Annotated in this window: 23 protein-coding genes and 2 tRNA genes; 16 read left to right on the top strand and 9 right to left on the bottom strand. The window is 72.2% G+C overall.

Annotated features, from left to right (window positions below; genetic code table 11):
• The first annotated feature begins 58 nt into the window (after positions 1 to 58).
• The 10 genes from ACZ573_RS25630 (at position 59) to ACZ573_RS25675 (ending at position 10,289) form a co-directional block, all read left to right on the top strand.
• A complete protein-coding gene (locus tag ACZ573_RS25630; protein WP_471307935.1) occupies positions 59 to 613 on the top strand; it encodes a methylated-DNA--[protein]-cysteine S-methyltransferase in 555 nt (184 codons plus the stop codon).
• A gap of 32 nt (positions 614 to 645) precedes the next feature.
• Positions 646 to 1,401 carry a 2OG-Fe(II) oxygenase gene (locus ACZ573_RS25635; RefSeq protein ID WP_471307936.1) on the top strand — a complete coding sequence of 252 codons (756 nt, stop codon included), beginning with the start codon at positions 646 to 648 and terminating at the stop codon, positions 1,399 to 1,401.
• 275 nt (positions 1,402 to 1,676) lie between these two features.
• A complete protein-coding gene (locus tag ACZ573_RS25640) occupies positions 1,677 to 2,762 on the top strand; it encodes a 50S ribosomal protein L11 methyltransferase (RefSeq protein WP_471307938.1) in 1,086 nt (361 codons plus the stop codon).
• Between the two features lie 78 nt (positions 2,763 to 2,840).
• On the top strand, positions 2,841 to 4,256 hold the full coding sequence (locus tag ACZ573_RS25645) for an iron-containing redox enzyme family protein (RefSeq protein ID WP_471307941.1): 1,416 nt from the start codon (positions 2,841 to 2,843) through the stop codon (positions 4,254 to 4,256).
• Positions 4,247 to 4,621: a Rieske 2Fe-2S domain-containing protein gene (locus ACZ573_RS25650; RefSeq protein ID WP_471307944.1), complete on the top strand. Its 375-nt coding sequence runs from the start codon at positions 4,247 to 4,249 to the stop codon at positions 4,619 to 4,621. The genes ACZ573_RS25645 and ACZ573_RS25650 overlap by 10 nt, the downstream gene beginning before the upstream one ends.
• Positions 4,622 to 4,744: 123 nt before the next feature.
• A complete protein-coding gene (locus tag ACZ573_RS25655) occupies positions 4,745 to 5,995 on the top strand; it encodes an ATP-grasp domain-containing protein (protein ID WP_471307947.1) in 1,251 nt (416 codons plus the stop codon).
• Entirely contained in the window at positions 5,992 to 7,278 is a 1,287-nt protein-coding gene (locus ACZ573_RS25660; RefSeq protein ID WP_471307949.1) for an MDR family MFS transporter, read from the top strand. Before ACZ573_RS25655 ends, ACZ573_RS25660 begins: the two co-directional genes overlap by 4 nt.
• Before the next feature lie 62 nt (positions 7,279 to 7,340).
• On the top strand, positions 7,341 to 8,300 hold the full coding sequence (locus ACZ573_RS25665; protein ID WP_471307951.1) for an alpha/beta hydrolase: 960 nt from the start codon (positions 7,341 to 7,343) through the stop codon (positions 8,298 to 8,300).
• Positions 8,287 to 9,582: an ATP-grasp domain-containing protein gene (locus tag ACZ573_RS25670; RefSeq protein WP_471307954.1), complete on the top strand. Its 1,296-nt coding sequence runs from the start codon at positions 8,287 to 8,289 to the stop codon at positions 9,580 to 9,582. The genes ACZ573_RS25665 and ACZ573_RS25670 overlap by 14 nt, the downstream gene beginning before the upstream one ends.
• Positions 9,583 to 9,602: 20 nt before the next feature.
• Positions 9,603 to 10,289 carry a LysE family translocator gene (locus ACZ573_RS25675; RefSeq protein ID WP_471307956.1) on the top strand — a complete coding sequence of 229 codons (687 nt, stop codon included), beginning with the start codon at positions 9,603 to 9,605 and terminating at the stop codon, positions 10,287 to 10,289.
• Positions 10,290 to 10,318: 29 nt separating this feature from the next.
• On the opposite strand, the gene ACZ573_RS25680 is transcribed toward ACZ573_RS25675, so the two are convergent.
• Positions 10,319 to 12,505, bottom strand: a complete 2,187-nt coding sequence (locus ACZ573_RS25680) for a BTAD domain-containing putative transcriptional regulator (RefSeq protein WP_471307958.1) — start codon at positions 12,503 to 12,505, stop codon at positions 10,319 to 10,321.
• A gap of 481 nt (positions 12,506 to 12,986) precedes the next feature.
• Between ACZ573_RS25680 and ACZ573_RS25685 the strand changes: the two genes are divergently transcribed.
• A complete protein-coding gene (locus tag ACZ573_RS25685; RefSeq protein WP_471307960.1) occupies positions 12,987 to 13,646 on the top strand; it encodes an RNA polymerase sigma factor in 660 nt (219 codons plus the stop codon).
• On the top strand, positions 13,643 to 14,419 hold the full coding sequence (locus ACZ573_RS25690; protein ID WP_471307962.1) for an MGMT family protein: 777 nt from the start codon (positions 13,643 to 13,645) through the stop codon (positions 14,417 to 14,419). The genes ACZ573_RS25685 and ACZ573_RS25690 overlap by 4 nt, the downstream gene beginning before the upstream one ends.
• 23 nt (positions 14,420 to 14,442) lie before the next feature.
• Here ACZ573_RS25690 and ACZ573_RS25695 read toward each other — a convergent pair whose 3' ends face one another.
• Positions 14,443 to 14,754 carry an ArsR/SmtB family transcription factor gene (locus tag ACZ573_RS25695; RefSeq protein ID WP_471307964.1) on the bottom strand — a complete coding sequence of 104 codons (312 nt, stop codon included), beginning with the start codon at positions 14,752 to 14,754 and terminating at the stop codon, positions 14,443 to 14,445.
• 118 nt (positions 14,755 to 14,872) lie between these two features.
• Between ACZ573_RS25695 and ACZ573_RS25700 the strand changes: the two genes are divergently transcribed.
• On the top strand, positions 14,873 to 16,438 hold the full coding sequence (locus tag ACZ573_RS25700; RefSeq protein WP_471307966.1) for an MFS transporter: 1,566 nt from the start codon (positions 14,873 to 14,875) through the stop codon (positions 16,436 to 16,438).
• Positions 16,435 to 17,934 (top strand): FAD-dependent monooxygenase, encoded by a 1,500-nt coding sequence (locus ACZ573_RS25705; protein WP_471307970.1) that lies wholly within the window; start codon positions 16,435 to 16,437, stop codon positions 17,932 to 17,934. The genes ACZ573_RS25700 and ACZ573_RS25705 overlap by 4 nt, the downstream gene beginning before the upstream one ends.
• A gap of 51 nt (positions 17,935 to 17,985) precedes the next feature.
• Here the strand turns inward: ACZ573_RS25705 and ACZ573_RS25710 are convergent.
• Positions 17,986 to 18,058: transfer RNA gene (locus ACZ573_RS25710), tRNA-Ala, on the bottom strand.
• Positions 18,059 to 18,220: 162 nt separating this feature from the next.
• On the opposite strand from ACZ573_RS25710, the gene ACZ573_RS25715 reads away from it, so the two are divergent.
• Together ACZ573_RS25715 and ACZ573_RS25720 are read left to right on the top strand one after the other, a co-directional pair.
• Entirely contained in the window at positions 18,221 to 18,769 is a 549-nt protein-coding gene (locus ACZ573_RS25715; protein WP_030012999.1) for a helix-turn-helix domain-containing protein, read from the top strand.
• Positions 18,770 to 18,817: 48 nt separating this feature from the next.
• Positions 18,818 to 20,104 carry a serine/threonine-protein kinase gene (locus ACZ573_RS25720; RefSeq protein WP_471307973.1) on the top strand — a complete coding sequence of 429 codons (1,287 nt, stop codon included), beginning with the start codon at positions 18,818 to 18,820 and terminating at the stop codon, positions 20,102 to 20,104.
• On the opposite strand, the gene ACZ573_RS25725 is transcribed toward ACZ573_RS25720, so the two are convergent.
• The 6 genes from ACZ573_RS25725 to ACZ573_RS25750 form a co-directional block, all read right to left on the bottom strand.
• Positions 20,091 to 21,398 carry a hypothetical protein gene (locus ACZ573_RS25725; RefSeq protein ID WP_471307976.1) on the bottom strand — a complete coding sequence of 436 codons (1,308 nt, stop codon included), beginning with the start codon at positions 21,396 to 21,398 and terminating at the stop codon, positions 20,091 to 20,093. The two genes, ACZ573_RS25720 and ACZ573_RS25725, sit on opposite strands and share 14 nt — an antisense overlap.
• A gap of 122 nt (positions 21,399 to 21,520) precedes the next feature.
• Positions 21,521 to 21,655 (bottom strand): DLW-39 family protein, encoded by a 135-nt coding sequence (locus ACZ573_RS25730; RefSeq protein ID WP_208809277.1) that lies wholly within the window; start codon positions 21,653 to 21,655, stop codon positions 21,521 to 21,523.
• Between the two features lie 154 nt (positions 21,656 to 21,809).
• Positions 21,810 to 21,883 (bottom strand) — tRNA-Ile (locus tag ACZ573_RS25735).
• A gap of 118 nt (positions 21,884 to 22,001) precedes the next feature.
• Positions 22,002 to 22,550, bottom strand: coding sequence for a DUF3566 domain-containing protein (locus tag ACZ573_RS25740; protein ID WP_471307979.1), 549 nt, complete (start codon positions 22,548 to 22,550; stop codon positions 22,002 to 22,004).
• 87 nt (positions 22,551 to 22,637) lie between these two features.
• The gene (gene gyrA / locus ACZ573_RS25745) at positions 22,638 to 25,253 is read right to left on the bottom strand and encodes a DNA gyrase subunit A (RefSeq protein ID WP_471307981.1); all 2,616 of its coding nucleotides are present in this window, start codon (positions 25,251 to 25,253) and stop codon (positions 22,638 to 22,640) included.
• Between the two features lie 43 nt (positions 25,254 to 25,296).
• The coding region (locus tag ACZ573_RS25750) for a hypothetical protein (protein WP_467809877.1) at positions 25,297 to 25,443 on the bottom strand (147 nt) is incomplete at its 5' end.

The raw sequence follows: 25,443 nt of genomic DNA on the forward strand, positions 1-25,443 counted from the left end.
CCTGGCGGTGGGCCGGGTCGTGACGAACGAAGATCATGACGAACGAAGGAGCCCCGCCATGCCGACCCCCGGTCCGCTCAGCGGTACCAGCGCCACGGTGGCGATCCATCCCACGGCCCTGGGGCCGCTCGTGCTGGCGGCGACGGCCGACGCGCTCGTGCTGTGCTGCTACGGCACCACCGAGGACGCCGCGGAGCGCCTGGGCCGGGCCGGACTGCGCCCGGCCGGACCGGGTGAGGCGGGCGCACCGGGACACAAGGTCCTGGACGAGGCCCGGGAACAGATCGACGCGTACCTGGCCGGGACGCGCCGGGACTTCACCGTCGCGACGGACCTGCGGCTCGCCACCCCGTTCAGCCGGCGCACCAACCTGATGCTGGCCGAGTTCGTCCCGTACGGGCGCACCGCGACCTACGCGGAACTCGCCAGGGCGCTGGAGCGGCCCGGCGCCGCGCGTGCCGTCGGCACGGCGCTGGGAGCGAATCCGCTGTGCGTGGTGCTGCCCTGCCACCGGATCATCGGCTCCACGGGCAGTCTCAGCGGCTACGCGGGAGGGCTGGAGGCCAAGCGCCATCTGCTCGCCCTCGAGTCCGCGGCCGCGCCGGCCGCCTGAATCCGCCCTCCCCGCCGCAGAAAGCAGAGCATGTGAGCGCGTACGAGCCGTCCCAGCTCCCCGGCCTCGAACTGCCCGGCCCGGTCTTCGCCCCCTCCGCGCCCGGAACCCTCGACTGGACGCGGCTGGCCGCGGAACTGAACACCGAGGGGGTGGCGGTGACCCCGCCGCTGCTGTCGCCCGAGCAGTGCGCGGAGCTGCGGGACCTCTTCGACCACCCCACGGCCTTCCGCAGCACCGTGACCATGGCGCGGCACCGCTTCGGCGAGGGCCTCTACCGCTACTTCGCCTACCCGCTGCCCGCACTCGTCCAGGACCTGAGGGAGCGGCTGTACCCGCCGCTCGCCCTGATCGCCAACGACTGGGCGCGGCGTCTGGGGCAGCCGGCCTTCGCCCCCGACCACGAGGGACTGGTCGAGGCGTGCGCGGCCGCCGGGCAGCACCGCCCGACCCCGCTCCTGCTCCGGTACGGCCGGGGCGGCTACAACTGCCTGCACCAGGACGTCTACGGTGACCTGACCTTCCCGCTCCAGGTGGCGATCATGCTCGACCGCCCGGACGAGGACTTCACCGGCGGGGAGAGCGTGTTCGTCGAACAGCGCCCGCGCGCCCAGTCCCGCCCGCTCGTCAGACGGCCGACCCAGGGCCAGGGCCTGATCTTCACGGTCGACCACCGCCCGGTGCGCTCGGTGCGCGGCTGGAGCCGGGTGACGCTGCGGCACGGCGTGAGCGCCGTCCTCAGCGGGCAGCGCCACGTGCTGGGCGTCATCTTCCACGACGCGCGCTAGGGGATGTCTATACCGGGAGGCGGCGGAATCAACCGGTCCGAGGACCCGGTTTCTGCCGCCCCGTTCCAGCGGATCGGCGGAACCCGCGGTTCCCGCGGGTCAGCGGCCCGTGCGGCGCGCCCGCCCCCGGCAGAACCGCCGCTCGCGCTGGAGTTCCGCTGAAGTTCCGCACCACCGGGCTTCCGTACGGTCGCCTTGCGACGGAGCGCCGATCTTGACGAGCCGTCGTGCACCACGGCTGATCGGGCGGTCCAACGTGAGGAGCGGTGGCGAACATGCAGCACGTCCAGGGCGCACAGGTCGCGACATCAGGGCACGATCCCGGACCCGACGGTCCGAACCTGTCGGTCAACAGCTCTCAACACCGGCTCATCACCGCGTCCCTGCAATCGCTGGCGCAGGAGATGAACGACATCGCCGAGCAGGCGTCCGCGCTGCTCACCACACCGGCGGGCCGTCCGTCGACCGACTCCGAGGTCTTCACCCGGATCGCCCGCAGAACCGTTCCGCGCTGGCACTTCGCGATGCTGAACGACACCGAGCGCAATGACGCCCTGGCCGGCGCCCTGGCTCGGGGGATTCCGGCAGGAGCGACCGTGCTGGACATCGGCTCGGGGAGCGGGCTGCTCGCCATGGCGGCGGCCCGGGCGGGCGCGGCCCGCGTCATCACCTGCGAGATGAATCCGCTGCTCGCCGAGGTGGCCCGGCAGGTGATCGACGCCCACGGCTTCAGCGACGTCATCACGGTGATCGGAAAGCCGTCGACCTCGCTGGAGACCGGCCGTGACCTCGACGGCCCGGTGGACGTACTGGTCTCGGAGATCGTCGACTGCGGGCTGATCGGCGAGGGCCTGCTGCCCTCGATCCGGCACGCGCGCCGGCATCTGCTGAAGCCCGGCGGGATCATGTTCCCCTCCGCGGCCCGGATCCTCGGCCGGCTGGTCAGCAGCGAGGACATCCTGCGGCTCAACCAGGTCACGACGGCCGGCGGCTTCGACGTCTCGCTGATGAACACGCTGTCCACCCGGGGCCACCTCCCGGTGCGCCTGAGCACCTGGCCCCACCGGTTCCTGTCCGAGACCGCCACGGTCGTGGAGTTCGACCTGGCCGAGGACCCCCTGGAGCCGGGCGAGCGCCAGATGGACCTCACCGCGAGCGGCGACGGGGAGGCGCACGCCCTGGTCGTCTGGTTCGAGCTGGACATGGCGGCCGGCACCACGCTGACCAACTCCCCGGAGAACAGCCGGTCGCACTGGATGCAGGGCTGGGTCCCGCTGGAGAAGTCCGTCCAGGTGAAGGCGGGAGAGAGCGTCCCGCTCCGGCTCCGGTGGAGCGACTTCTCCCTCGGCGTGCACGTCTGACGTCCCACCGACACCGCCGGCGGACCCACCCCGCGCCGCCGGCCGTACCTCCTGCGCATCCGGACCAAGGAGAACGCAATGAGCCACGTACCGCAGCATGTCCCGTTCGAACTCAGCGGCACCGAACTGCGCGACGCGATCGTGCAGTACGCCACGAACCCGATCTTCCTCGACAACCTGGACTGGCAGAACGACGACAACCCCTACCGTCGCCAGCTGCGCCCGCAGATCCTGCCGCACCTCGACTTCGACAAGGTGCCGGGCCGGGAGAACATCCTCGACTACACGAGCCTGGCCGTGCAGCGCCTGCTCACCTCGATCTACGAGGCGGACCTGGTGTTCTTCCCCAAATCCGGCCTGGAGGGCAAGGAGGAGGACTTCCGCGCGTTCTACAGTCCGGCCAACCGGGCGCTCGGTGAGCGAATACGCCCCGCTCTGGAGCGGTACGCCTTCGGTTTCCTCGACGACGAGGTCGAGACGTCCGGGAAGTGGACCAGGGCGAGCCTGGACAGCTATCTCGACTCGCTCGACATGGGCGGCGGCGAGGAGCTGTCACCGATCGAGGCGGCCGTCACCGGCTCCACCGACCCCGAGCGCGCCGCCCGCATGTGGCTGGTGCAGTTCGCACCCGACTTCCTGTCCGAGGCGTCGCCGATGATGCGCAACGTCCTCGGCTACTACGGGCCGGTCCAGTCCGAGTGGTTCAAGGTCGTCATCGACGAGTACGGCTACGGCGTGCACGACACCAAGCACAGCACCCTGTTCGAGCGGACCCTGGAGTCCGTCGGCCTGAAGTCCGACCTCCACCGGTACTGGCAGTACTACCTCAACAGCAGCCTGCTGCTGAACAACTACTTCCACTACCTGGGCAAGAACCACGAGCTGTTCTTCCGCTACGTCGGCGCCCTGTTCTACACCGAGAGCTCGCTGGTGGACTTCTGCCGGCGCGCCGACCGCCTGCTGCACGGCGTCTTCGGCGACTCCGTCGACACCACCTACTTCACCGAGCACGTCCACATCGACCAGCACCACGGCCGTATGGCGCGCGAGAAGATCATCGCGCCGCTCATCGAGGCGCACGGCGAGGGGATCATCCCCGAGATCGTCCGGGGCATCGAGGAGTACCGGGTGCTCCTGGAGGTCGCCGACAAGGACTTCGTCGCGCAGATCTCCTGGATGGACGACCAGCCGGAGCTCAAGAAGCTGCACGGTCCCGTCTACGAGGCCATCAGGGAAGGCCGGGTCCAGGCGCCGGTGGCGCACCTGGTCGAGCCCTTCAACGAGCTCTCGAACACGCACTGCCACGAGGGCGACGAGCTCTGCCACATCGTCTCCGGCACCATGCGCTTCGAGAGCGGGCTCGGCTCGTCGCTGACGCTGGAGGCGGGAGAGGGGGTCGTCATCCGGCGCAACCGGCTGCACGGCGCCGACATTCTGTCCGAGGAGTGTGTCTACGAGATCCACTCGGTGGGGGATTACCGCAAATGCCTGTAGTGAGCTTCCCTGTCGCGGGGCGGGAGAACTGCGTGGTCGTCTCCGGGACGGCCTATGTGTACGCCACGGTCGGCGGCCGCGGCTTCGTGATGAACGCCCAGTGCCCCCACCGCGGCGGCCCGCTCCACCTGGCCGGTGTGACACCGGACGCCGGCCGGCTGATCTGCCCCTGGCATGACCGCAAGACGTCCGCGGCGCGGCTGCGCAACGAGATCCCGGCCGTGCGGACCGGGAACCGGGTCACGGCGGTCTTCCCCGACCGGCCCGCCCGCGCCGCCACGGCCCCGGCCGGCGTATGCGGCCGCACCAGCCGTGAGTACCGGCCAATCTCGGCCGAACTCGCCCGCCCGGGTGCTGCGGTCTGATCCCATCCCGTTGCACCCGGCGCCGGACATCCGGCGCCGGGTGCAACGGCCTGCACCGACCCGGTGTTCTACAGGTGGCGGCGCACCGGCCGAAGGCATCACGACGAACGAGGAGTGTGGACCATGGCGTGGGACGGCGAGAAGCCGCTTCTGCTGCTGATCGGAAGCAGCGGTCAGCGCAGCAGGGAGTTCATTCTGCGGACGGTGAGCACGCGTTACGCGTTATGGCTCCTCCAGCCGGCACCGGTGAGCTGGGAAGAGCCGTACGTCGTGGGCTCAACGCCCGTGGACAACACCGACGCGGACGCGCTGACGGCGGCCGCCCGGCAGGTGGCCGCCGAGCACGACGTGGCGGGCGTGTTCTGCTACGACGAGGGGCTCGTCACCCCCGCCGCGCACGTGGCACAGGCACTCGGGCTGCCGGGCAACTCCCCCGAGTCCGTCATCGCCTGCCGGGACAAGGCCGCCACGCGGGCCGCGCTGGAGAGCGCCCGGGTGCCGCAGCCTGCCTCGATCGGCGTCCGGTCCCTGGCCGAGGCCCGGGCGGCGGCGGAGAAGATCGGCTTCCCCGTCGTGCTGAAGCCGCGCGGGCTGGCCGGCGGGATGGGCGTGCGCAAGGCCGACGGCCCCGACGACGTGGAGAACGCCTACCGGGCGGCCTCCGGCGCCTCCTACCCCGGTGTTCCCGTCTTCGACGTGTCGGTGCTCGTCGAGGAGTTCGCCGACGGCCCCGAGATCAGCGTCGACGCCGTCTTCTTCGAGGGGGAGTGCGTTCCGCTCGTCGTCGCCCGCAAGCAGGTCGGCCTGGCGCCCTTCTTCGAGGAGACGGGTCACGAGGTCGACGGGGCCGACCCGCTGCTGACCGATCCCGGGCTGCTGGATGCGCTGCGGTCCGCGCACGCCGCGCTGGACTTCCACACCGGCGTCAGCCACACCGAATTCCGCATCACCGCCGGCGGACTGCGCCTGATGGAGGTCAACGCCCGCCTCGGCGGGGACATGATCCCCTACCTCGGGGAGCTGGCCACCGGTGTCGACGTCGCGATGGCGGCGGCGGACACCGCCGCGGGGGTCCGCCCGGACACCGAGGTCCGCCACCGCAAGGCCGCGGCCATAGCCTTCCTGTACCCGGACGAGGACATCGAGATCGATGCCGTGACCGTCCACGAGGACCGCTTCCCGGCCGGTGTCCACAGCGCCGACGCGATGGCGGGCCCCGGCGCGGTGCTGCGTCTGCCGCCGCGCGGCTACATCTCCCGCTACGCCCGCGTGATCGCCCTCGCCGACTCCGTCGAGCAGGCCCGCACCGCCCTGCTGAGCGCCCCCGAGATCGTGGAGCTCGACTCCCGCCCGGCGGAGGTACCCGCTCCGTGACGAACACCGGACACGACTCTCCGGAGGGCCGCAAGGCCGCCCGGCCGTCCGTCGTACAGACCCTGCGCGGGATCCCGGGACCGATCTGGCTGGTCCTGGTCGGCATGCTGATCAACCGGCTGGGCAATTTCCTCCAGATCTACCTGGTGCTCTACCTCACCGACAAGGGCTTCAGCACGTCCGCGGCCGCCTTCGCCCTCGGTGCGTACGGGGTGGGCTCGGTCGTCGGCGTCCTGGCGGGCGGCTCGATCTCGGACCGGGTCGGCTACGCGTGGACCATCGTCGGATCGATGGCCCTCGCCGGCCTGCTCACCCTCAGCCTGGTCTTCCTCGACAGCCTGCCCGTGGTGATCACGGTGGCCGCCGTGATCGGCATCGCGGCCCAGGCCTACCGGCCCGCCTCGTCGGCGCTGCTGGTGGAGGCCACCCCCGAGGAGCACCACGTGATGGTGTTCGCGGTCTACCGCATGGCGTTCAACCTCGGCACCACCGCGGGCCCGCTGCTCGGCGCCCTGCTCATCAGCTACTCGTACAACCTGATGTTCTATATCGATGCGGTGACCTCGGTCGGCTTCGCCCTCTTCGCCCTGGTCCTGGTCCGCACGGGCACGACCCCCGGTCCGGGCGCCCGGGATCCGCAGACCGACGGCGCGTCGTACCTGGCCGTACTTCGCGACCGGCGCTACCTGCTGTTCCTGCTGGCGCTGTTCCTCAACGCCGTCGTCTACATCCAGCACACCTCCGCGCTGCCGCTCCAGCTCAAGGCCGACGGCCACGGACCGACCTTCTACTCCACCCTGCTCTCGCTGAACGCGGCCATGGTCATCTGCCTGGAACTGCTGTTCACCAAGTACGTGCAGCACCTCCCGGGCCGGTTCGCCGTCGCCCTGGGCGTCGGCCTGGTCGGCGTCGGCATGAACCTGTACGTGGCCGGTCCCGGCATGGCCATGTTCGTGATCGCGACGGTGGTGTGGACGGTCGGCGAGATGATCGGCACCCCGACCGCCTCCGCCTGGCCCGGCAAGGTCGCCCCCGCGCACCTGCGGGGCCGCTACATCGCGGCCTCCGCCTTCCCGATGCAGATCGGCTACGCGGTGGGCCCGGTGATCGGCATCGCGGCCTGGCAGGCCTCGGCCGCCTCCGTGTGGTGGCTGTGCGGAGCACTGACCGCCGTCGCCGTCGTCGTCACCCTGATCGGCATGGCCGAACCCCCCGCCGACCGGCAGCGGCGCACCGCGGACGCCGAGCCGGCCGCCGCGCCGGCGCCCGCCGAAACACCCTGAGCCCCCTCCTCCGTGCCGCGGTTCGCCGGCACGCCGTGATCCGGAAGTGAGCGAAGCTGCCCATGGCCTACGCAGACGGCATCGAGAATTTCGTGAAGACGGTCGACGGCGCCCTGCCGCCGGACTTCTACACCTACCCCGTCGAACGACAGCGCGCCCTGTACGACGGGCTGACCGAGGTCCTCCCGATCCCCGTGCCCGAGGGCGTCAGCCACCGGGACGCGAGCGTCACCCACGGCGGCCGGACCGCCCGGATCCGCATCTACGAGCCGACCCGGCGCACCGGCGACGCCGTGCTGTTCTACATACGCGGCGGCGGCTTCGTCATCGGCTCCCTGCACAGCCACCACAGCCTGGTCGCCGAACTCGCCCACCGCACCGGCCTGGTGGCGATCGCCCTCGACTTCGGCATGGCCCCGGAGAACCCGCACCCCGGCCCGCTGGAGGACTGTTACGCCGGACTGTGCGGCACGCTGGCCGACCTGCCCGCGCTCGGGCTCGACGGCATCGACCCCGAGGGCGCCGTGCTCTGCGGAGAGAGCTCCGGGGCCAACATGGCCGTCGTCCTCTCGATGATCGCCCGCGACCGGGGCGGCCCCCGGCTGCGCGGCCAGGCGGTGATCAGCCCGGTACTCGACTTCACCCGGTGGCGGCACGGCGGCGAGGACGCGCCCCTGCTCTCCGGCGGGGAGATGGAGTTCTACACCGCGTGCTACTGCCCGGAGCCCGGGCAGGCGGAACTCCCGTACGTCTCGCCGCTGCTCACCGGCACCTTCCACGACCTGCCGCCCGCCTACGTCGTGGGCTGCGAGATGGACTCGCTGCGCGTGGACGCCGAGAAGTACACCGCCCGGCTGCGGCAGAACGGCACGCCGGTGACGTACGTGATGGAGGAGGGGATGGTGCACGCCCCGGTGCGCGCCCGCCGGATCAGCGAACCGGCCGGGCAGTTCTTCGCGCGCTACTGCGACGCCGTGGCCGCCCTGGCGGCCGGAGAGGCGGCCGGCCGTGACGAGCGCTGAGCGGACCCCGGACGCACCGCAGGGCCCCTGCGTGATCGTGGACCCGTACTCCTCGGGGGCGCTGTTCGCACAGACGCTGGCCGATCACGGCGTCCCGGTGGTGGCGGTGGTCACCGGCCCCCGGCCGCCGGAGGCCTACGCCTCCTCCTACCAGCCGCAGGACTTCCCCGAGATCATCGTCTACGAGGGCGACCTGGGGGCCGTCGTCGAGCGGCTGCGGGCGCTGGACCCGCGCTGCGTCGTGGCGGGCTGCGAGTCCGGGGTGGAACTGGCCGAACGGCTCGCCCCGCTCGTGACGCCCGAGCGGTGCAACGTCCCCGGACTCGCGGCGGCGCGCAGGGACAAGAGCAGCATGGCGGACGCCACCCGGGCGGCAGGCCTGCCGGTCATCCCGCAGATCTGCACCGCCGACGCCGACGAGGTGGCGGCCTGGCTGGAGCGCGAGGGCCTGGCCGGGGCGGACCTGGTCGTCAAGCCGCCCAAGAGCGCCAGCACGGACGGTGTGATCAAGCTGGCCGGCGGCGAGGACTGGCGGAGCGTGTTCGCGCGCCAGCTCGGCCGGGTCAACCAGTTCGGCGAGGTCGACGACCGGCTCCTGGTCCAGAAGTTCGTCACCGGCACCGAGTACGTGATCGACACCTTCAGCCACGACGGCAAGCACGCCGTGGTCGACGTGTGCGCCTACCGCAAGGTCGACAACGGTCCGCACATGGCCGTCTACGACACCATGCGATGGCTCCCACCGGACGATCCGGCCCTGCCCGGCCTCACGGAGTACGTCTTCGGCGTCCTGGACGCGGTGGGCCTGCGCTTCGGCTCGGCCCACGTCGAGGTGATGGGCACGGCGGAGGGACCGCTGCTCATCGAGCTCGGTGCCCGGCCGCACGGCGGCGGCCAGCCGCGGTTCAACCGCAACGCCACCGGCGACAGCCAGATCGACCGGACCGCGCGCTGGCTGACCGGGGGCGAACTCCCGCAGAGCTACGAGCTGCTCGTCCACCAGATGTGCGTCTTCCACATCGCGCCCCGCTCCGGAACCGTCAGCGGCACGGCCGCCCTGGACGGCGTCCGCGACCTCCCCAGCCACCACTTCTCGATCCAGAACCTGTCCGACGGCGACCATGTCCCCGCCACCCGGGACCTGGTCGACAGCCTCAACTTCGGATTCGTGATCCTCGCCCACCCCGACGCCGAGCAGATCCAGCGGGACTACGAGGCCGTCCGGGCCGCGGAACGCCTGCTTTCCATTGAGGAGCAGCGATCAACACCGCCGCTTTCCTGATCAGTTCTCTGGTGGTGATCATGACGCCCGGGCCCGATCTCGTCCTGATCACCAACCTGGTGCTGAACGGCTCCCTGCGGGTGGCCACCGCCGCAGCCCTCGGCATGATCGCCGCGGGGGCCGTCCAGGCCGGGCTCGGCGCGGCCGGGCTCGCCGCGCTCCTCGCGGCGAGCCCGGGGCTCTTCGCGGGTTTCCGCTGGGCCGGCGCGGTGGTGCTGCTCGGCTGGGCCGTGCTCGCCCTGCGGCGGGCCACCGGCCGGGCCGGGGCCGAGGCCCCGGCTCCGGCCCCGGCCCCGGCGCCGGCACCGGCACCGGCACCGCAGACCACGGTCGCGGTCCCCGCGCACGCGGCGGGCGAACCGCCCGCCGGCCCCGCGCCGTCCGAGCGGGCGGCCGGCCACGCCGGCCCCTCGGTGCGCCAGGCCTTCGGGCAGGGCCTGCTGTGCACCGGGTCCAATCCCAAGGTGGGCATCTTCCTGATGGCCTTCCTGCCCCAGTTCGTGCCCGCGGGCACGGCCCCCGAGGCCGGTGTCCCGCTGCTGGCCGTCTGCTACCTGGCCCTGGGCCTGCTCTGGCTCCTCACCTGGATGAGGCTGGTCCACCGGCTCGCACCGCACCTGCGCTCACCGCGGGTGCTGCGGATCGCCGACAGCCTCACCGCCGCCGTGTTCGGACTCTTCGCCGTCCGGCTGGCGCTCGGCGGGTGACCCGGCCGCCCGCCCGCGCCCCGCTGCGGTCACACCGACCGCAGCGGGCACTGCGCGTCCTCCCGCAGCGCCAGTCTCCGCGCATAGCGCAGCAGCGGAGCGGGGAGCGAGAACCGGTTGGGCGCGCACTCCCGGAGCAGGCTCACCCCGACCAGGCGGCGCAGTGCCCGCGTCGCCTCCAGCGGGGTCGTCCCCGCCAGGTCCGCCATGGCGTAGCCGCTGACGAGCCGTCCGTCGGTCCGCGCGAACAGCCGGAACCAGCGGCGCAGGGGCTCCGGCAGGGACACGTAGGAGAGTTCGAACGCCGCGTGGACCGCGGTGAACAGGTCGTCCGTCTCGACCGGCAGCTCCCGGAACGCCCCGGCCTCCTGCAGCTCCACGCAGAGCTGGGCGATGCCGACGCGGGGATGCTCCTCCAGACGGGCCGCGAGCAGCCGGATCGCCAGCGGCAGACCTCCGCACTGCCGGTTCAGCGCCCGCGCGGCCAGCGGTTCGCCATCCACCCGCCCGCTGCGCAGCAGCCGGGACAGCAGGCTGAGCGCCTCGTCCTCACCGAGCACGTCGAGGTCGAGGCGCGGCACGCCGTCCCGGGCCACCAGTCCCGGCAGGGTGTCGCGGCTGGTGACGAGGACCGCGCAGCCGGCCGCGCCCGGAACGAGCGGACGGATCTGGCTCTCCTCGCGCGCGTTGTCCAGCACGATCAGCATCCGCCGGTCCGACAGCAGGGTGCGGTACAGGTTCGCGGCCTCGTCGAGGGACCGGGGCAGCTCCCCGTCGGGGACGCCCAGGGCGCGCAGGAACGAGGCGAGGACCTCCTGCGGGTGCAGCGCCCGCCGGTCGGCGTACCCGTGCAGGTCGACGTACAGCTGCCCGTCCGGGAACCGTTCGCGCACCCGGTGCGCCCAGCGCACGGCCAGCGCCGTCTTGCCCACCCCGGGAAAGCCCGTGACCAGCACGGCCGGGACCTGTCCGACCCGCTCGCCGGTGGGCAGGAGCAGCCGGTCCAGCCGTTTCAGCTCGGCGGCGCGGCCGACGAACCCCGGGCTCACGGCCGGTGTCTGGGACGGCCGGGGCCTCGGCGGGGGCGCGGCCGGCCGGGGCGCGGGCGCGGCCGGCACGTCGAACGCGGCCCACGCGGCCGCCGGCCCCGTCCGCGGCCACGGCAGCTCCTGGTGCAGGATCCGCAGGTGGGCGCGGCGCAGTTCGTCTCCCGGCTGGACGCCCAGCTCCCGGTCGAGTCCGCGGGCCACCTCGGAGTAGATCTTCAAGGCCTCCCGCTGCTCCCCGCAGCTCGCCAGCACCAGCATCAGCCGCGCCTGGAGCCCCTCGTGCAGCGGTTCCTCCTCCGTGGCAGCGCGCAGGGCCCCCAGCACCCGCTCGGGCCGCCGCACCTGCAGGGAGAGGTCCGTGTAGAGCAGCAGGCTCTCCACCCGCTGCCGGGCGGCCGCCATGGCGGCGGGATGGTGCGGCAGCAGCGGTTCGCCGGCCAGCAGCGGGCCGCGCCAGCAGCCGTAGGCGCGTTCGGCCAGTTCGTGGGCGGCTTCCGCGTCCCCGGCCCCGTGCGCCTGGCGCGCCCGTGCCCACAGGTCCTGGAACTGGGTCAGGTCGACCTGGTCGCGCTCCAGTTCCAGCACATAGCCGGTGTGGGTGCGCGCCAGGAACGAGGGGGCTGGTGCCCCCTCCTGGCCGCCGGGGAGCAGCAGCACCCGGCGCGCCTGGCTGACGTAGGTGTGCACCAGGTTCTGGTACGAACGCGGCGGGTCCTTCGGCCACAGGGCGTGGGTGATCTCCCCAAGGCCCGCCGCCTCGGGGTACCGCAGGGCGAGCAGGGCCAGCAGGCGCCGCACCTTGGCCGCGTGGACGTGGGTCTCGACGCCTCGGTACCGGACGGACAGCGGGCCGAGGATGCCGATGTGGAGCCGCTCGTTCCCCGGGCGTACGGGCTCACGCGCGGGCGGCGCCAGCTGCCGTGCGGTGTCCGCGTCGAGGCCCAGCACACGGGCGAGGAGCCGCACGGTCCGCGTCTGGGGCCGGTGCACCCGGCCGTGCTCGATGTCCCGCAGGACCCGCACGCTCACCCCGGCGCGTTCCGCCAGCTCGCGCTGGGTCAGTCCCTCCCGTCCCCGGAACGAGAGAAGCCGTTCGCCGAACGACCAACTGCCGCTGCTTAAGTCCTCGTCCGCGGGCGCCGTGCCGCGGACACGGTTCCCCATCATGCCCCGAATGCGGGAACGGCCGAAAGGAAGGGAGGAAGGAAACGTCTTGTGAATCGTTTTTCCATTGCTGTGTGCAGAACGGTCGCCACCACGCCTCCCCCGAGACCTCGCCGGATCTTGGCCAACCCGAACCGTGAGCGACCCGGCTGAGCGCCCACAACTCGTTCGCAACTCTAGCTTCGCGGTGCGACCACTGGTCAAGGGGCTCGCCCCCTTTGTTCCGAACCGGTCGCATCGCACCCCTTGTACCTCCGGTTTTCGGAATCCCGCGAATACCGGCCAGGTGGCGCGAAATCACCAGTCCCTCATGATCTCGCCCGAACACGATCTCCGCCACACCCCGGAAAGATCGCACGGCGCGCCCGATATCCGGATGACGTAAAGGGAACCGGATATCGCACCGAATGCGAATGGCAGGCAAAGCAGAAGAACTTTTCCGTGAGGTGCAACGTTCTCACGCGACCCGGTGTTCACAAGGAGGATGGACGAGACGACTCTCCCGCTGACGGAACTGCTCGCGACCGACCTGGACGACGGGTTCACCGAACTCGTACGCACCCAGGCCGGCATCGTGCGCTCCGTCCTGCTGCGTCTCTCCGGCTCCGCGCGGGACGCCGACGACCTGGGCCAGGAAACGTTCCTGCGCGCCTACTCCGCCCTGCGCGAGTACCCGCCCGAGCGCCGCGGGCAGCTCCAGCCGCGCGCCTGGCTGCTGACCATCGCCGCGAACGTGTGGCGCAACCACGTCCGCACCCTGAGCCGGCGGCCCGGCGTCGCCGACGGCATCGAGGTGACGGCCATCGAGATCCCGGACGGCTCGCCCGGGCCTGAGCAGCGCGCGCTCGACGGGGCGCGCCGGGCCCGGCTGGTGGCCGCGCTGTCCGGGCTGCCGGACCACCACCGGCTGCCCGTGGTCCTGCGGCACATCGGAGAGCTGAGCTACCAGGAGGTGGCCGCGATCCTGGACTGTCCCGTCGGCACGGTGAAGGCCCAGGTGTCGCGGGGACTCGCCACCCTGCGCGCGGAGCCCGGCCTGGCCGCCGACCGCAGGACGTACGGCGCGGCAGGGGCGGCAGGGGGAACGGCGGCGAAGACGGCACACGAACCGGCCCGGAAGGAAAGGAAGGAGGCGACGGGATGAGACTGCCCGACGAGTTGGACACGTTGCGCGAGGCGGCACCCGCGGGGTTCGCGGCACGCGTGCTGGACCGCGTCGGCGTTCCGGCCCATCGCTACGACTGCTACGTGCGGGCCGATTCGCCGGTCGGCCCCCTCTACGTCACCTACGGACGGGGCGCGGTGACCGGCGCCGCCGCCACGGACTGGTACGCCGACGACCGCGCCTTCGAGGACGCCTACCGGGCCCGCACCCGGCGGTCGGCGCTCTCCGGGGTCAAGCCCCCGCCGGGTCTGGCGCGGGCCCTGCGCGGCCGGGACCGGACCCTGCGCTACGAATTCGGGCCGCTCGCCGACGAACAGCGCGCCGTCCTGCAGGCGACCCGGGCCATCCCGTTCGGGCAGCTCCGCCCGGCGGCCTGGCTGGCCCGCGAGGCCGGGATGCCCGGGCTCGCACCCGAGGCGGTCCTGGCGGCGGTCCGGGCCAACCCCGTCCCGGTGCTCGTGCCGGCGCACCGGCTGTGCACGGACGACGGGCTCCCGGCGGACTGCGGGCTGCCGGCCGGGTTCGAACGGCGGCTGCGGGAGTGGGAGGGCGTGGACGCCGAGCGGGTGGAGCGGTTCGTGCGGGCGGGCGCCCGGTTCCTGGGCAGCGGCACCACGCGGATCTTCTGCTATCCGACGTGCGCGCACGCGCGCCGCATCACCGCCCGCCACGAGGTGCCCTTCACCTCGGCCGACGAGGCCTCCGCCGCCGGGTTCCGGGGCTGCCTCAGCTGCCGCCCGGCCGTGGTCTGACACCTCCTGCGGCCGGCGCACCCTCAGCGGTCGGCGTCGATCAGGCCGAGCAGGCCGGGAAAGCGCAGGTCCAGGTCCGCGCGGCGCAGCGTGGCCGCCCGGCTGTTGCCCCGGTCCACCTGCCGCACCAGGCCCGCCTCGCGCAGGATCCGGAAGTGGTGGGTGGTCGTCGACTTCGAGACCGGGAGGTTGAAGGAGGCGCAGGTGCGCGCCGTGCCCGCCGGTTCCCTCAGCAGCTCGCTGACGACGGCGTAGCGCAGGGGGTCGGAGAGCGCGTTCAGCACGGCAAGCAGGCTCATCTCCTCCAGCGAGGGGTGGCCGTCCTCGTCGGGCATCGCGCCCTCCTCCCTTTAGGTACGGCTTGCATCATACCTCCCTCCTGTGCCAGCTTAAGGTTCGATCAAAACCGAACCTAGCCGTCAGCCGGCCGGGCCGAGCCTGGAGTTGTGCCCCATGAGTACGCAGACCATGTCGTCGCCCGCGCCACCGGCGCGGGCGAAAGGGCAGCCGGGTCGCACGGCGACCCTGGCCGCCGTGCTCCTCGCGGTGTTCGTCGTCCCGATGTCCATCTCCGGCACGGCCGTGGCGCTGCCCGGGATCGGCGCCGACACCCACGCCGGCCTCGCACCCCTGCAGTGGGTGGTGAACGCCTTCAACGTCGCCTTCGCCTGCTTCACCCTCGTCTGGGGTTCCGTCGCCGACATCGTCGGCCGGGTCAGGGCCTTCGCCGCCGGCGCCGCCGTCTACGCCGTGGCCTCGCTGGGCGGCGCGCTCGCCACCGACGTGCTGTGGCTGGACGCCACCCGCGCGCTCGCCGGGATCGGCGGCGCGGCGATCTTCTCCTGCGGCGCCGCGATCATCGCGACCGCCTTCGACGGCCCGGCGCGCGCCCGGGCCTTCGCCCTGTTCGGCACCGTCGCGGGCGTCGGGGTGGCGGTCGGCCCCTCGCTGGCCGGCGCGCTCGTCCAGGGCCTCGGCTGGCGCTGGGTGTTCGCGGTGCACGCCGCCGCCCTGCTCCTCGTCCTGCTCGCGGTGCCCGCCATCGTCAGGGCCGTGCCGGCCGGCGGGGGCAGCGGGGCCCCCGTCGACGTGCCGGGCAGCGCGCTGTTCGTCGTCGCCATGGTGCTGCTGACCACCGCCATCGTGCAGGGCTCGCAATGGGGCTGGGGCAGCACGGGCGTCCTCGGGCTGTTCGCGGGCGCGGTCGTGGTCCTCGCGGTCTTCGCCGCCGTCGAGAACCGCCGGGAGCACCCCATGCTGGACCTGGGCCTGCTGCGCGACCGGCGCTTCGTCGGCCTGTGCCTGGTACCGGTCGCCGCGTCCTTCGGGTTCGTCACCATGCTCACGTACCTGCCGAGCTACCTGACGGCGGCCACCGGCCGCGACAGCGGCACGGCCGGCCTGATCATGCTGCTGCTCACCGCGCCCGTGCTGGTCTGCCCGATGCTCGCCGCGCGGCTGGTCACCCGCGGGGTCCCCGCGCTCACCCTCGTCCACGTCAGCCTGGCCTGCCTGGTCGTCGGCGACCTGGCGCTCACGCTGCTCTCGCCCGACGTGACGGTCCTCGCCGTCGCCCTGCCGATGCTCGTCACCGGCGCCGGCATGGGCCTGTCGGCGGGACTCGTGGACGGCCAGGCGCTGGAACTGGTCGACCCGGCCAGGGCGGGCATGGCGGCGGGCTTCCTCAACACCCTGCGGCTCGGCAGCGAAGCCATCGCCGTGGCGGTGTACGGATCGGTCCTCGCGACCGTGCTCCGCTCCCGCGTCGAGGACGGCATCGGCGGATACGCCGGCGCCGCGCAGCCGGACCAGGTCGCCGACCGGGCGGCCGGCGGCGACCTCGCCCGGGCCACCGAACTGTCCGGTGCGCTGGACGCCGAGGGCTTCGCCCGCTTCCTCGCCCGGTCCTACGACTCCGCCTTCCACACCGTCCTGTGGGCACTCGCGGCGGTCTGCGCCGTCCTGTGCGCCGCGATCGCCGCCCTGCTGCGCGGCAGCTCCCCCAGGAGGACCGCATGACCCACACCCACACCCACACCCAGGTCCTGGTCGTCGGGGGCGGGCCCGTCGGCATGCTCGTCGCCGCCGAGCTCGGGCACCACGGCGTCGCCACCGTCCTGCTCGAAGCCGAGCCGCGGACCGTCGACCGGCCCAAGGCCGGCACCCTGCACGCCCGCACCGCTCAGGGCCTGGCCCGCCGCGGCCATCTGCCCGCGCCCCTCGCGACCGCGGAACTGCTGGGGCTCGGCCGCGCCGACGCGTTCCACTTCGCGGGCATGCCGGGACTCACCATCACCGCCCCCGCCTCCGAGCCCGCACCCGTGCTCGGCCGCTCCCAGGCCGACCTGGAACGGGACTTCGAGCACCGGGCCCGCGAACGGGGCGTCACCGTACTGCGCGGGCACCGCGTGACCGGCATCGTCCCGGGACCCGACGGCGTCCAGGTCACCGCCCAGGGGCCGGACGGCTTACGGCAGTTCACCGCCGAGTACGCCGTCGGCGCGGACGGCGCCCGCAGCACGGTGCGCGAGCGGCTCGGCTTCGCCGCGGACACCCACCCGGCCACCATGTCCGCCCTCCTCGGCCTCGTACGGCTGACCGACACCGGCAGCGTGCCGTACGGCTGGCACCGCACCCCGCACGGCTGGACGGTCGCGGGCGTCTCCCCGTACGGACACAGCCGGTTCATCACGATGGACTTCCGCGGCCCGCACCCCGACCGGCACTCCCCGCCCACCCTCGACGAGCTGCGCCGGGAGGCCGGGCGCATCCTCGGCCACCACGTGCCCATGGCCGACCCGCGATTCCTCTCCCGTTTCAGCGACTTCGCCCGGCTGGTGCGCCATTACCGCCAGGACCGGGTGTTCCTCGCCGGCGACGCCGCCCACATCCACTTCCCCGTGGGCGGGCAGGGCCTCAATCTGGGTCTGCAGGACGCGCTCAACCTGTCCTGGAAGCTCGCGCACACCCTCGCGGGCACCGCCGGCAAGGACCTGCTCGACACCTACGACGCCGAACGCCGGCCCGCCGCGCAGCGCGTCATCGACAACACCCGGGCCCAGCTCGCCCTGATGCGGCCGGACCCCGGGCTCGACCCCCTGCGCGACCTCGTCACCGAGCTCCTCGCGATCGACGCGGTCAGCACCCACGTAGGCCACATGATCAGCGCCCAGGAGACGGTGTACCCCGCGCGCACCGGGCGCGGCTCCCGCTGGGAGGGCCGGTTCCTGCCGAACCTGCCGCTCACCACCGTCGACGGCCCGACCGACCTGACCCGGCTGCTGCTGCCCGGCCGTCCCCTCCTGCTCCTGCTCGGGGAGGCCGGGCGGGCCCACCGCGAGCAGGGCGCGGGCTGGACCCACGCGGTGCGCACGGTGTCCGCGACGACCGCCCGGCCGCTGCCCTGGGACGCCGTCCTCGTCCGGCCCGACGGGTACATCGCCTGGGCCCCGGACGGCGGCTCCCTGGCCGGCGCCCTGGACCACTGGTTCGGCGAAGCCCGTCGACAGGCATGAAAAAAATGCCCTCCGGCACTGCGTTTACGCAGGTCGGAGGGCATTTGAATGTGGAGCCTAGGAGATTCGAACTCCTGACATCTGCCTTGCAAAGGCAGCGCTCTACCAACTGAGCTAAGGCCCCATGGAAGTGGACGCACCGGTCCCCTGCGGGAGGTGTGGTCGTTCCGCAGAACAGAGTACCGGGTGTACCCCCTCATCTCGCAAAATGATAGGGACTCCCGCCGTGCGACCACTCTCCGTAAGATGCTCGCGAGGTTCGCACCAGCGAAGGGGAGTAGTCAGAGTGGACGCAGTACAACAAGAGGCCACGGCCAGAGCCAGAGAGCTTCAGCGCAGTTGGTACGGGGAGCCGCTGGGGGCGCTCTTCCGCCGGCTCATAGATGACCTCGGCTTGAACCAGGCCCGCCTCGCTGCCGTCCTCGGACTGTCGGCGCCGATGCTGTCCCAGCTCATGAGCGGCCAGCGAGCCAAGATCGGGAACCCGGCCGTGGTCCAGCGCGTCCAGGCCCTCCAGGATCTCGCGGGCCAGGTGGCCGACGGAAGCGTCAGCGCGGGGGAGGCCACCGACCGGATGGACGAGATCAAGAAGACCCAGGGGGGCTCCGTCCTCAGCAACAGCGGCCAGACCACCACCAGCTCCGGCGCACCCACGGTCAAGCGGGTCGTCCGCGAGATCCAGTCGCTGCTGCGCTCGGTCTCCGCGGCCGGCGACATCATCGACGCGGCGAACACCCTCGCCCCCAGCCACCCGGAACTGGCAGAGTTCCTCCGGGTGTACGGCGCGGGCCGCACCGCCGACGCGGTCGCCCACTACGAGGCTCACCAGAACTGACACGCACGCACGGGGGCGGACGACGGGTGACGGGGGACGGGCACAGCGATGGGTGAGGTCTTCGCCGGTCGGTACGAGCTGATCGATCCGATCGGACGCGGTGGCGCGGGTGCCGTATGGCGGGCCTGGGACCACCGCCGCCGCCGCTACGTGGCCGCGAAGGTCCTCCTGCAGAGCGACGCCCACACGCTCCTGCGGTTCGTACGGGAGCAGGCACTGCGGATCGACCATCCGCACGTACTGGCTCCGGCCAGCTGGGCGGCCGACGACGACAAGGTCCTCTTCACCATGGACCTGGTCGGCGGCGGCTCGCTCGGCCATGTGATCGGGGACTACGGGCCCCTGCCGCCACGTTTCGTGTGCAGCCTGCTCGACCAGCTCCTGTCCGGGCTCGCGGCGGTGCACGCGGAGGGCGTGGTGCACCGCGACATCAAACCGGCCAACATCCTGATGGAGGCCACCGGAACCGGGCGGCCGCACCTGCGGCTGTCCGACTTCGGCATCTCCATGCGCAAGGGCGAGCCCCGGCTGACCGAGACCGACCTCGTGGTCGGCACGCCGGGCTATTTCGCCCCCGAGCAACTCCTGGGCGCCGAGCCCGACTTCCCCGCCGACCTCTTCGCCGTGGGGCTGGTCGCCCTGTACCTCCTCCAGGGCCGCAAGCCCGATTCCCGGGCACTGGTGGAGCACTTCTTCGCGCAGGGCACCCCGGGCGCCCCCGAAGGCGTTCCCGCACCGCTCTGGGACGTCATCGCCGCCCTCCTGCAGCCGGACCCCCAGAGCCGCTTCCGGACGGCCACAGGGGCGCGCAAGGCCCTTGCCGAGGCCGTGGAGCTGCTGCCGCCGCCCGCCCCGGACGAGGATCCGGTGGAGGTGTTCGACCAACTCGGCCCGCTGCCGCCCGGATTCGGCCCCCAGGGCCCGCTGAGCACGGCGGCCGCGGCCCCGCAGGCGCCCGCCGCCGAGACCGTGGCGCCGGCGGCTTCCGCCTCCGTGACGGTGCCCGCGGAGCCGGTCCGGACCGACCCGCGCGGTACGGCGGGGACGGCCCCGGCGGCCCGCACCGCGCCGGCGACCCCGTACCCGGCCACTCCCGCCGTCCCGGCCTCGCCCGCCGTCCCGGCCCAGGTGCCCGCGTACGGGCCCTCGGAGACGGGCAGCTTCCACCTGCCGCCGCCGAGCGCGCCGGCCGCCCCGGTCCCCTCGGCCCCCGCCTCGGCGCCGGTCCGGGCCGGCGGCGGGATCGCCCCGCCCCCGGCTAAGGCGGTGGCCTCCCTGCTCGCCGCGGCGCTGCTCTGCTTCGCGGTGGGCGTCTGGGCCCTCACGCAGCTGTAGGACCGCGCCCCCGCCGCCCGAGCAGCGTCCAGCCGCCCAGCACCAGCAGCAGGACGGTCCCCGTGCCGAAGCCGGCGCCCGCCACGATCCGCATCGTGGAGTGCCGCCCGGCGGCCTCGGCGGCCTCCGGGGCGGTGAGCCCCTCCTTGGCCGCGGTCCGGTCCCCGTCGCCCACCCCGAAGCCTCCCGCGGCCAAACTCCCCCGGTACGCGGGCGCCTTGGCCGGCGTACCGGTGACGTCCAGGCGCAGGGTCAGCGGCACGGGCGCCGCGTCCTCGGTGAACTCGGCGACCTTCGCGCCCATCGTCACCGCGACGTAGTACCAGCCCGCGACGGAGACCGGCTTCACGCTCTGATCACTTGCGAAGCGGTTCTCGTACGCGACGGGCGGGGTCTTCTCCAGGGTGATCCCGGCCTGCTTGCCGTCGTACGAGGTGTCCTTGTCGGAGACCAGGCCCCGGTACGGGCTGTAGAGGGACACGGTGAGCCCGCCCGAGGCCGAGCCGTAGGTCTTGGTCATCTTCGCGGCGGCCAGTTCGGCGCCGAGGCCCAGCTGCTGCCCCCAGTCCAGCGGGACCCGGTAGAAGCGGGTCTGCCCGGGCCGCATCTCGTCGCGCCACACACCGGCGCCCAGGGCGCGGGCGTCGTTGAAGCCGGTACCGCCGCTGCGGGGCACCGCCTCGGTGCCGGGCAGCACGGGGGCGCCCGAGGGCCAGGTGCTGGGCGCGGTGGTGGGGGCGCCCGCGCCGAGGCCGGGCTCCCGCTGGACCTTGATCTCCAGCGGCCAGGGGCTCTGGTCGTAGCCCTTGGCCGAAGTGCGCGTGACCTTGGCGTAGTAGACGCCCGCGGGCGCGCAGTCCTCGTCCTCGGCGCCGCGGCGGACGCCCGCGGCGCCGATCGGGTAGGGGTCGTAGCCGAAGTTCGCGCGGCCGGCGCTGCGCGGGCAGGAGCGCCCGGCGGTGGTCATGACCTCCACGGCGATGCCGTCGCCGCCGGAGACCTTCGCACCGGCCGCGGGGCGGGCCACGGCGGAGACGTAGACGTCGGACCCGTCCTGGTCGAGGACGAGCCGGTACACGCGTTCCCCCGGCCCGATCGTGTCCCGGTAGACGTTCCCCGCCTCGATCTGCGGGGCGTCGGCCGTGGAGGGCTTGCCCTCGATCGGCTTGGCGCCGTCCGCGGCCCGGTAGGTCGGCAGGGGGCCGGGCGCGGCCCCTTCGGCGTACGCGACCCCCGGCGCTCCCGCCACCAGGCCCAGGGCCGCCGCCCACGCTGTCGTCCGTCCCCGAACCATCACGCCCACCCCGAGTTTGCTCGCGCAAGCCAAATCTTTACATAACGGAAGTTTTCGTCACAGAGCAGCACAAAGCCCCGGCCGCAGCGGCAGCCGGGGCTTCATGAGATCAGCCTTGGGTCTCACACACCGGAACCAGAGGGCACGGAGTCAGTTGCCTCCGTCCACAGGTCCTGCTCGGCGCGGTCCGCCTGGATCTGGCGGTACACGAGGAGCCCGCCGATGGCGGCCAGTGCGACCAGGAGCAGCTTCTTCACCGCGCGACCTCGTCTTTCGTTGACGTAGGGGACTTCTGGCGCCCAACAATACACACCGACCGATATCCGATCGGCGGCCTTTCACGCGGCACGGTCCACCAACTGGCCCAACGACGAAGACCCCCAGGCCTTGGCCTGGGGGTCTTCGACACTGTGGGGCTAACAGGATTTGAACCTGTGGCCTCATCCTTATCAGGGATGCGCTCTAACCAACTGAGCTATAGCCCCATCCGCGCTGCGCGCTGACTCCTGAAGATTAGCGCACAGACCCGGTCAGGCCAAAATCCGTTGTCCGGGGGCGTCTGCGCAGGTCATCCGACCCGTCGCGGGCGCCCGGGCACAGGGCCTACTCGTCCTCGGCGAGGGTGAGCTCCACACCGCCGACGAAGCCCGCCGACAGGTTGTAGATGAACGCGCCCAGCGTCGCCAGTGCCGTCGCCAGCACCACGTCGATCACCGCGATGACCGATGTGAAGATCAGAACGCGCGGCAGCGACAGGAACGACTGGAGGTCGAAGCCGTTGCCCTCGTTCGAACCGGTCGCCTCGCTGATCGTGCCGCCGACGGTCGAGAAGACGCCCATCGCGTCCATGACCATCCACAGCACGGCCGCCGCCACGATCGTGCAGATGCCGAGCGCGATCGACAGCAGGAAGCTGACCTTCATGACCGACCACGGGTCGGCCTTGGCCACCCGCAGCCGCGCCTTGCGCGTGCGGGGGGCCGTACGGACCCCCGTGCGCGGCTTGCGCTGCGCGCCCGCTCCCGTGCCGCCCTGCGCCGTCGCGGGGCCCGAGGGCGCCGGGTAGGCCTGCGGCGGGTGGTACGGCTGTGCGGGCTTGTCCTGGCCGGCGTCCGTGCCGACCGGCGGCTTCGGACCTCGGGTGTCCGTCACGGTTCCCCCCTGGGAGTCCGCGGCAGGGCCACGGGCACCGTTCGCTCCAGTCTTGGCCGGTCCGGCGCCCGTGGCTCCACTCACGACTTACTCCTCGTGCTCCCCGGCCGAGGGCTGCGTGCCCTCGGCGGCCTCGGCGGCCTGTCCGTCGGCCACCTCGGTGTCGTTCTCGTCGGCCTCGACCTCGTCAGCTTCCTGACCGGCCTCGGCGTTCCGGGCGATGCCGACCACGGCATCGCGCTTGCCCAGGTTGATCAGCTGGACGCCCATGGTGTCACGGCCGGTCTCCCTGACTTCGTTGACGCGCGTACGGATCACACCACCGCCGAGGGTGATGGCGAGAATCTCGTCGCTATCGTCGACCACGAGCGCCCCGACGAGCGATCCGCGGTCCTCCACGATCTTGGCGGCCTTGATACCCAGACCGCCACGGCCCTGGACGCGGTACTCGTCGACCGGCGTCCGCTTGGCGTAGCCGCCGTCGGTCGCGGTGAAGACGAACGTACCCGGCCTGACAACGTTCATGGAGAGCAGTTCGTCACCTTCTCGGAAACTCATGCCCTTCACGCCCGAGGTGGCGCGGCCCATCGGACGCAGCGCGTCGTCGGTGGCCGTGAAGCGGATCGACTGCGCCTTCTTGCTGATCAGCAGCAGGTCGTCCTCGGCGGACACCAGTTCCGCACCGATCAGCTCGTCGTCGCTGCCGTCCTCGGTCTCCCGGAGGTTGATGGCGATGACGCCGCCCGAACGGGGCGAGTCGTAGTCCTTGAGCGCCGTCTTCTTCACCAGGCCGCCCTTGGTGGCCAGGATCAGGTAGGGCGCCGCCTCGTAGTCGCGGATCGCGAGGATCTGGGCGATCTTCTCGTCCGGCTGGAAGGCCAGCAGGTTCGCCACGTGCTGGCCGCGGGCGTCGCGGCCGGCGTCCGGGAGCTCGTACGCCTTGGACCGGTAGACCCGGCCCTTGTTCGTGAAGAACAGCAGCCAGTGGTGCGTGGTGGAGACGAAGAAGTGGTCGACCAGGTCGTCCTGCTTCAGCTTGGTGCCGCGCACGCCCTTGCCGCCGCGCTTCTGCGAGCGGTAGTCCTCGGTCTTGGTGCGCTTGACGTAGCCGCCGTGCGTGATCGTGACGACGATGTCCTCTTCGGCGATCAGGTCCTCGATGGACATGTCACCGTCGAAGGGCACCAGCTTGGAACGCCGGTCGTCGCCGAACTTCTCGACGATCGCCGCCAGCTCCTCGCTGACGATGGAGCGCTGACGCTCCTCCGAGGCCAGGATCGCGTTGTACTCGTTGATCTTGGCCTGGAGCTCGTCGTGCTCGGCGACGATCTTCTGCCGCTCCAGGGCCGCGAGACGGCGGAGCTGCATCTCCAGGATCGCGTTCGCCTGGATCTCGTCGATCTCCAGGAGGCCCATCAGGCCCTCGCGCGCGATCTCGACCGTGTTGCTGCGCCGGATCAGCGCGATGACCTCGTCGATCGCGTCCAGCGCCTTGAGCAGACCGCGCAGGATGTGGGCGCGCTCCTCCGCCTTGCGCAGGCGGAACTTCGTGCGCCGGACGATGACCTCGATCTGGTGCGTCACCCAGTGGCGGATGAACGCGTCGATCGACAGCGTGCGCGGCACGCCGTCCACCAGCGCCAGCATGTTCGCGCCGAAGTTGGTCTGCAGCTCGGTGTGCTTGTAGAGGTTGTTCAGCACGACCTTGGCGACGGCGTCGCGCTTCAGCACGATCACCAGGCGCTGGCCGGTCCGCGACGAGGTCTCGTCACGGACGTCGGCGATGCCGCCGACCTTGCCGTCCTTCACCAGGTCCGCGATCTTCTGCGCGAGGTTGTCGGGGTTGGTCTGGTACGGGAGCTCCGTGACCACCAGGCACTGGCGGTTCTGGATCTCCTCGACCTCCACCACCGCGCGCATCGTGATGGAGCCGCGACCGGTCCGGTACGCCTCCTCGATGCCCTTGCGGCCCACGACCAGGGCGCCCGACGGGAAGTCAGGGCCCTTGATCCGCTCGATGAGCGCGTCCTGGAGCTCCTCGTGCGAGGCCTCCGGGTGCTCCAGCGCCCACTGGGCGCCGGCCGCGACCTCGCGGAGGTTGTGCGGCGGGATGTTGGTCGCCATGCCGACCGCGATACCGGCGCTGCCGTTGACCAGCAGGTTCGGGAAGCGCGCCGGGAGCACGGTGGGCTCCTGGTTGCGGCCGTCGTAGTTGTCCTGGAAGTCGACGGTCTCCTCGTCGATGTCCCGGAGCATCTCCATGGCCTGCGGCATGAGCTTGCACTCGGTGTAGCGCATCGCGGCCGCCGGGTCGTTGCCCGGGGAGCCGAAGTTGCCGTTGCTGTCCACCAGCGGCATGCGCATCGACCACGGCTGGGCCAGGCGGACCAGGGCGTCGTAGATCGAGCTGTCACCGTGCGGGTGGTAGGTGCCCATGACGTCGCCGACGACACGGGCGCACTTGTAGAAGCCCTTCTCGGGCCGGTAGCCGCCGTCGTACATGGCGTACAGCACGCGGCGGTGCACCGGCTTGAGGCCGTCGCGCACGTCCGGCAGGGCGCGCGAGACGATGACGGACATCGCGTAGTCGAGGTAGGAGCGCTGCATCTCCGTCTCGAGCCCGACGGGCTCGATGCGCAGCACGGGCTGCTCCTCCGCGGAGTTCTCGGCGTTCTCTGCGGTGGGGGTGGTTTCGTCGGCCATTGCTGGTCAGAAGTCCTTTCAGGCGGCGGTCAGCGGAGCCGACTCAGATGTCGAGGAAGCGGACGTCCTTGGCGTTGCGCTGGATGAAGGAGCGGCGTGCCTCGACGTCCTCGCCCATCAGCACCGAGAACAGGTCGTCGGCCTGCGCCGCGTCGTCCAGCGTGACCTGGCCGAGGACCCGGTGGTCCAC

The organism is Streptomyces sp. NPDC040545 (genome assembly GCF_055595065.1).

What these genes read in the sequence shown, in the direction of transcription:
- ACZ573_RS25640 (WP_471307938.1), top strand. Translation starts at nt 1,677, where the DNA reads ATGCAGCACGTCCAGGGCGCACAGGTCGCGACATCAGGGCACGATCCC.
- gyrA (WP_471307981.1), bottom strand. Translation starts at nt 25,253, where the DNA reads ATGGCCGACGAAACCACCCCCACCGCAGAGAACGCCGAGAACTCCGCG.
- ACZ573_RS25695 (WP_471307964.1), bottom strand. Translation starts at nt 14,754, where the DNA reads ATGCCCGACGAGGACGGCCACCCCTCGCTGGAGGAGATGAGCCTGCTT.
- ACZ573_RS25675 (WP_471307956.1), top strand. Translation starts at nt 9,603, where the DNA reads ATGACGCCCGGGCCCGATCTCGTCCTGATCACCAACCTGGTGCTGAAC.
- ACZ573_RS25645 (WP_471307941.1), top strand. Translation starts at nt 2,841, where the DNA reads ATGAGCCACGTACCGCAGCATGTCCCGTTCGAACTCAGCGGCACCGAA.
- ACZ573_RS25720 (WP_471307973.1), top strand. Translation starts at nt 18,818, where the DNA reads ATGGGTGAGGTCTTCGCCGGTCGGTACGAGCTGATCGATCCGATCGGA.
- ACZ573_RS25650 (WP_471307944.1), top strand. Translation starts at nt 4,247, where the DNA reads ATGCCTGTAGTGAGCTTCCCTGTCGCGGGGCGGGAGAACTGCGTGGTC.
- ACZ573_RS25690 (WP_471307962.1), top strand. Translation starts at nt 13,643, where the DNA reads ATGAGACTGCCCGACGAGTTGGACACGTTGCGCGAGGCGGCACCCGCG.
- ACZ573_RS25705 (WP_471307970.1), top strand. Translation starts at nt 16,435, where the DNA reads ATGACCCACACCCACACCCACACCCAGGTCCTGGTCGTCGGGGGCGGG.
- ACZ573_RS25700 (WP_471307966.1), top strand. Translation starts at nt 14,873, where the DNA reads ATGAGTACGCAGACCATGTCGTCGCCCGCGCCACCGGCGCGGGCGAAA.
- ACZ573_RS25725 (WP_471307976.1), bottom strand. Translation starts at nt 21,398, where the DNA reads ATGGTTCGGGGACGGACGACAGCGTGGGCGGCGGCCCTGGGCCTGGTG.
- ACZ573_RS25630 (WP_471307935.1), top strand. Translation starts at nt 59, where the DNA reads ATGCCGACCCCCGGTCCGCTCAGCGGTACCAGCGCCACGGTGGCGATC.
- ACZ573_RS25655 (WP_471307947.1), top strand. Translation starts at nt 4,745, where the DNA reads ATGGCGTGGGACGGCGAGAAGCCGCTTCTGCTGCTGATCGGAAGCAGC.
- ACZ573_RS25685 (WP_471307960.1), top strand. Translation starts at nt 12,987, where the DNA reads ATGGACGAGACGACTCTCCCGCTGACGGAACTGCTCGCGACCGACCTG.
- ACZ573_RS25665 (WP_471307951.1), top strand. Translation starts at nt 7,341, where the DNA reads ATGGCCTACGCAGACGGCATCGAGAATTTCGTGAAGACGGTCGACGGC.
- ACZ573_RS25680 (WP_471307958.1), bottom strand. Translation starts at nt 12,505, where the DNA reads ATGATGGGGAACCGTGTCCGCGGCACGGCGCCCGCGGACGAGGACTTA.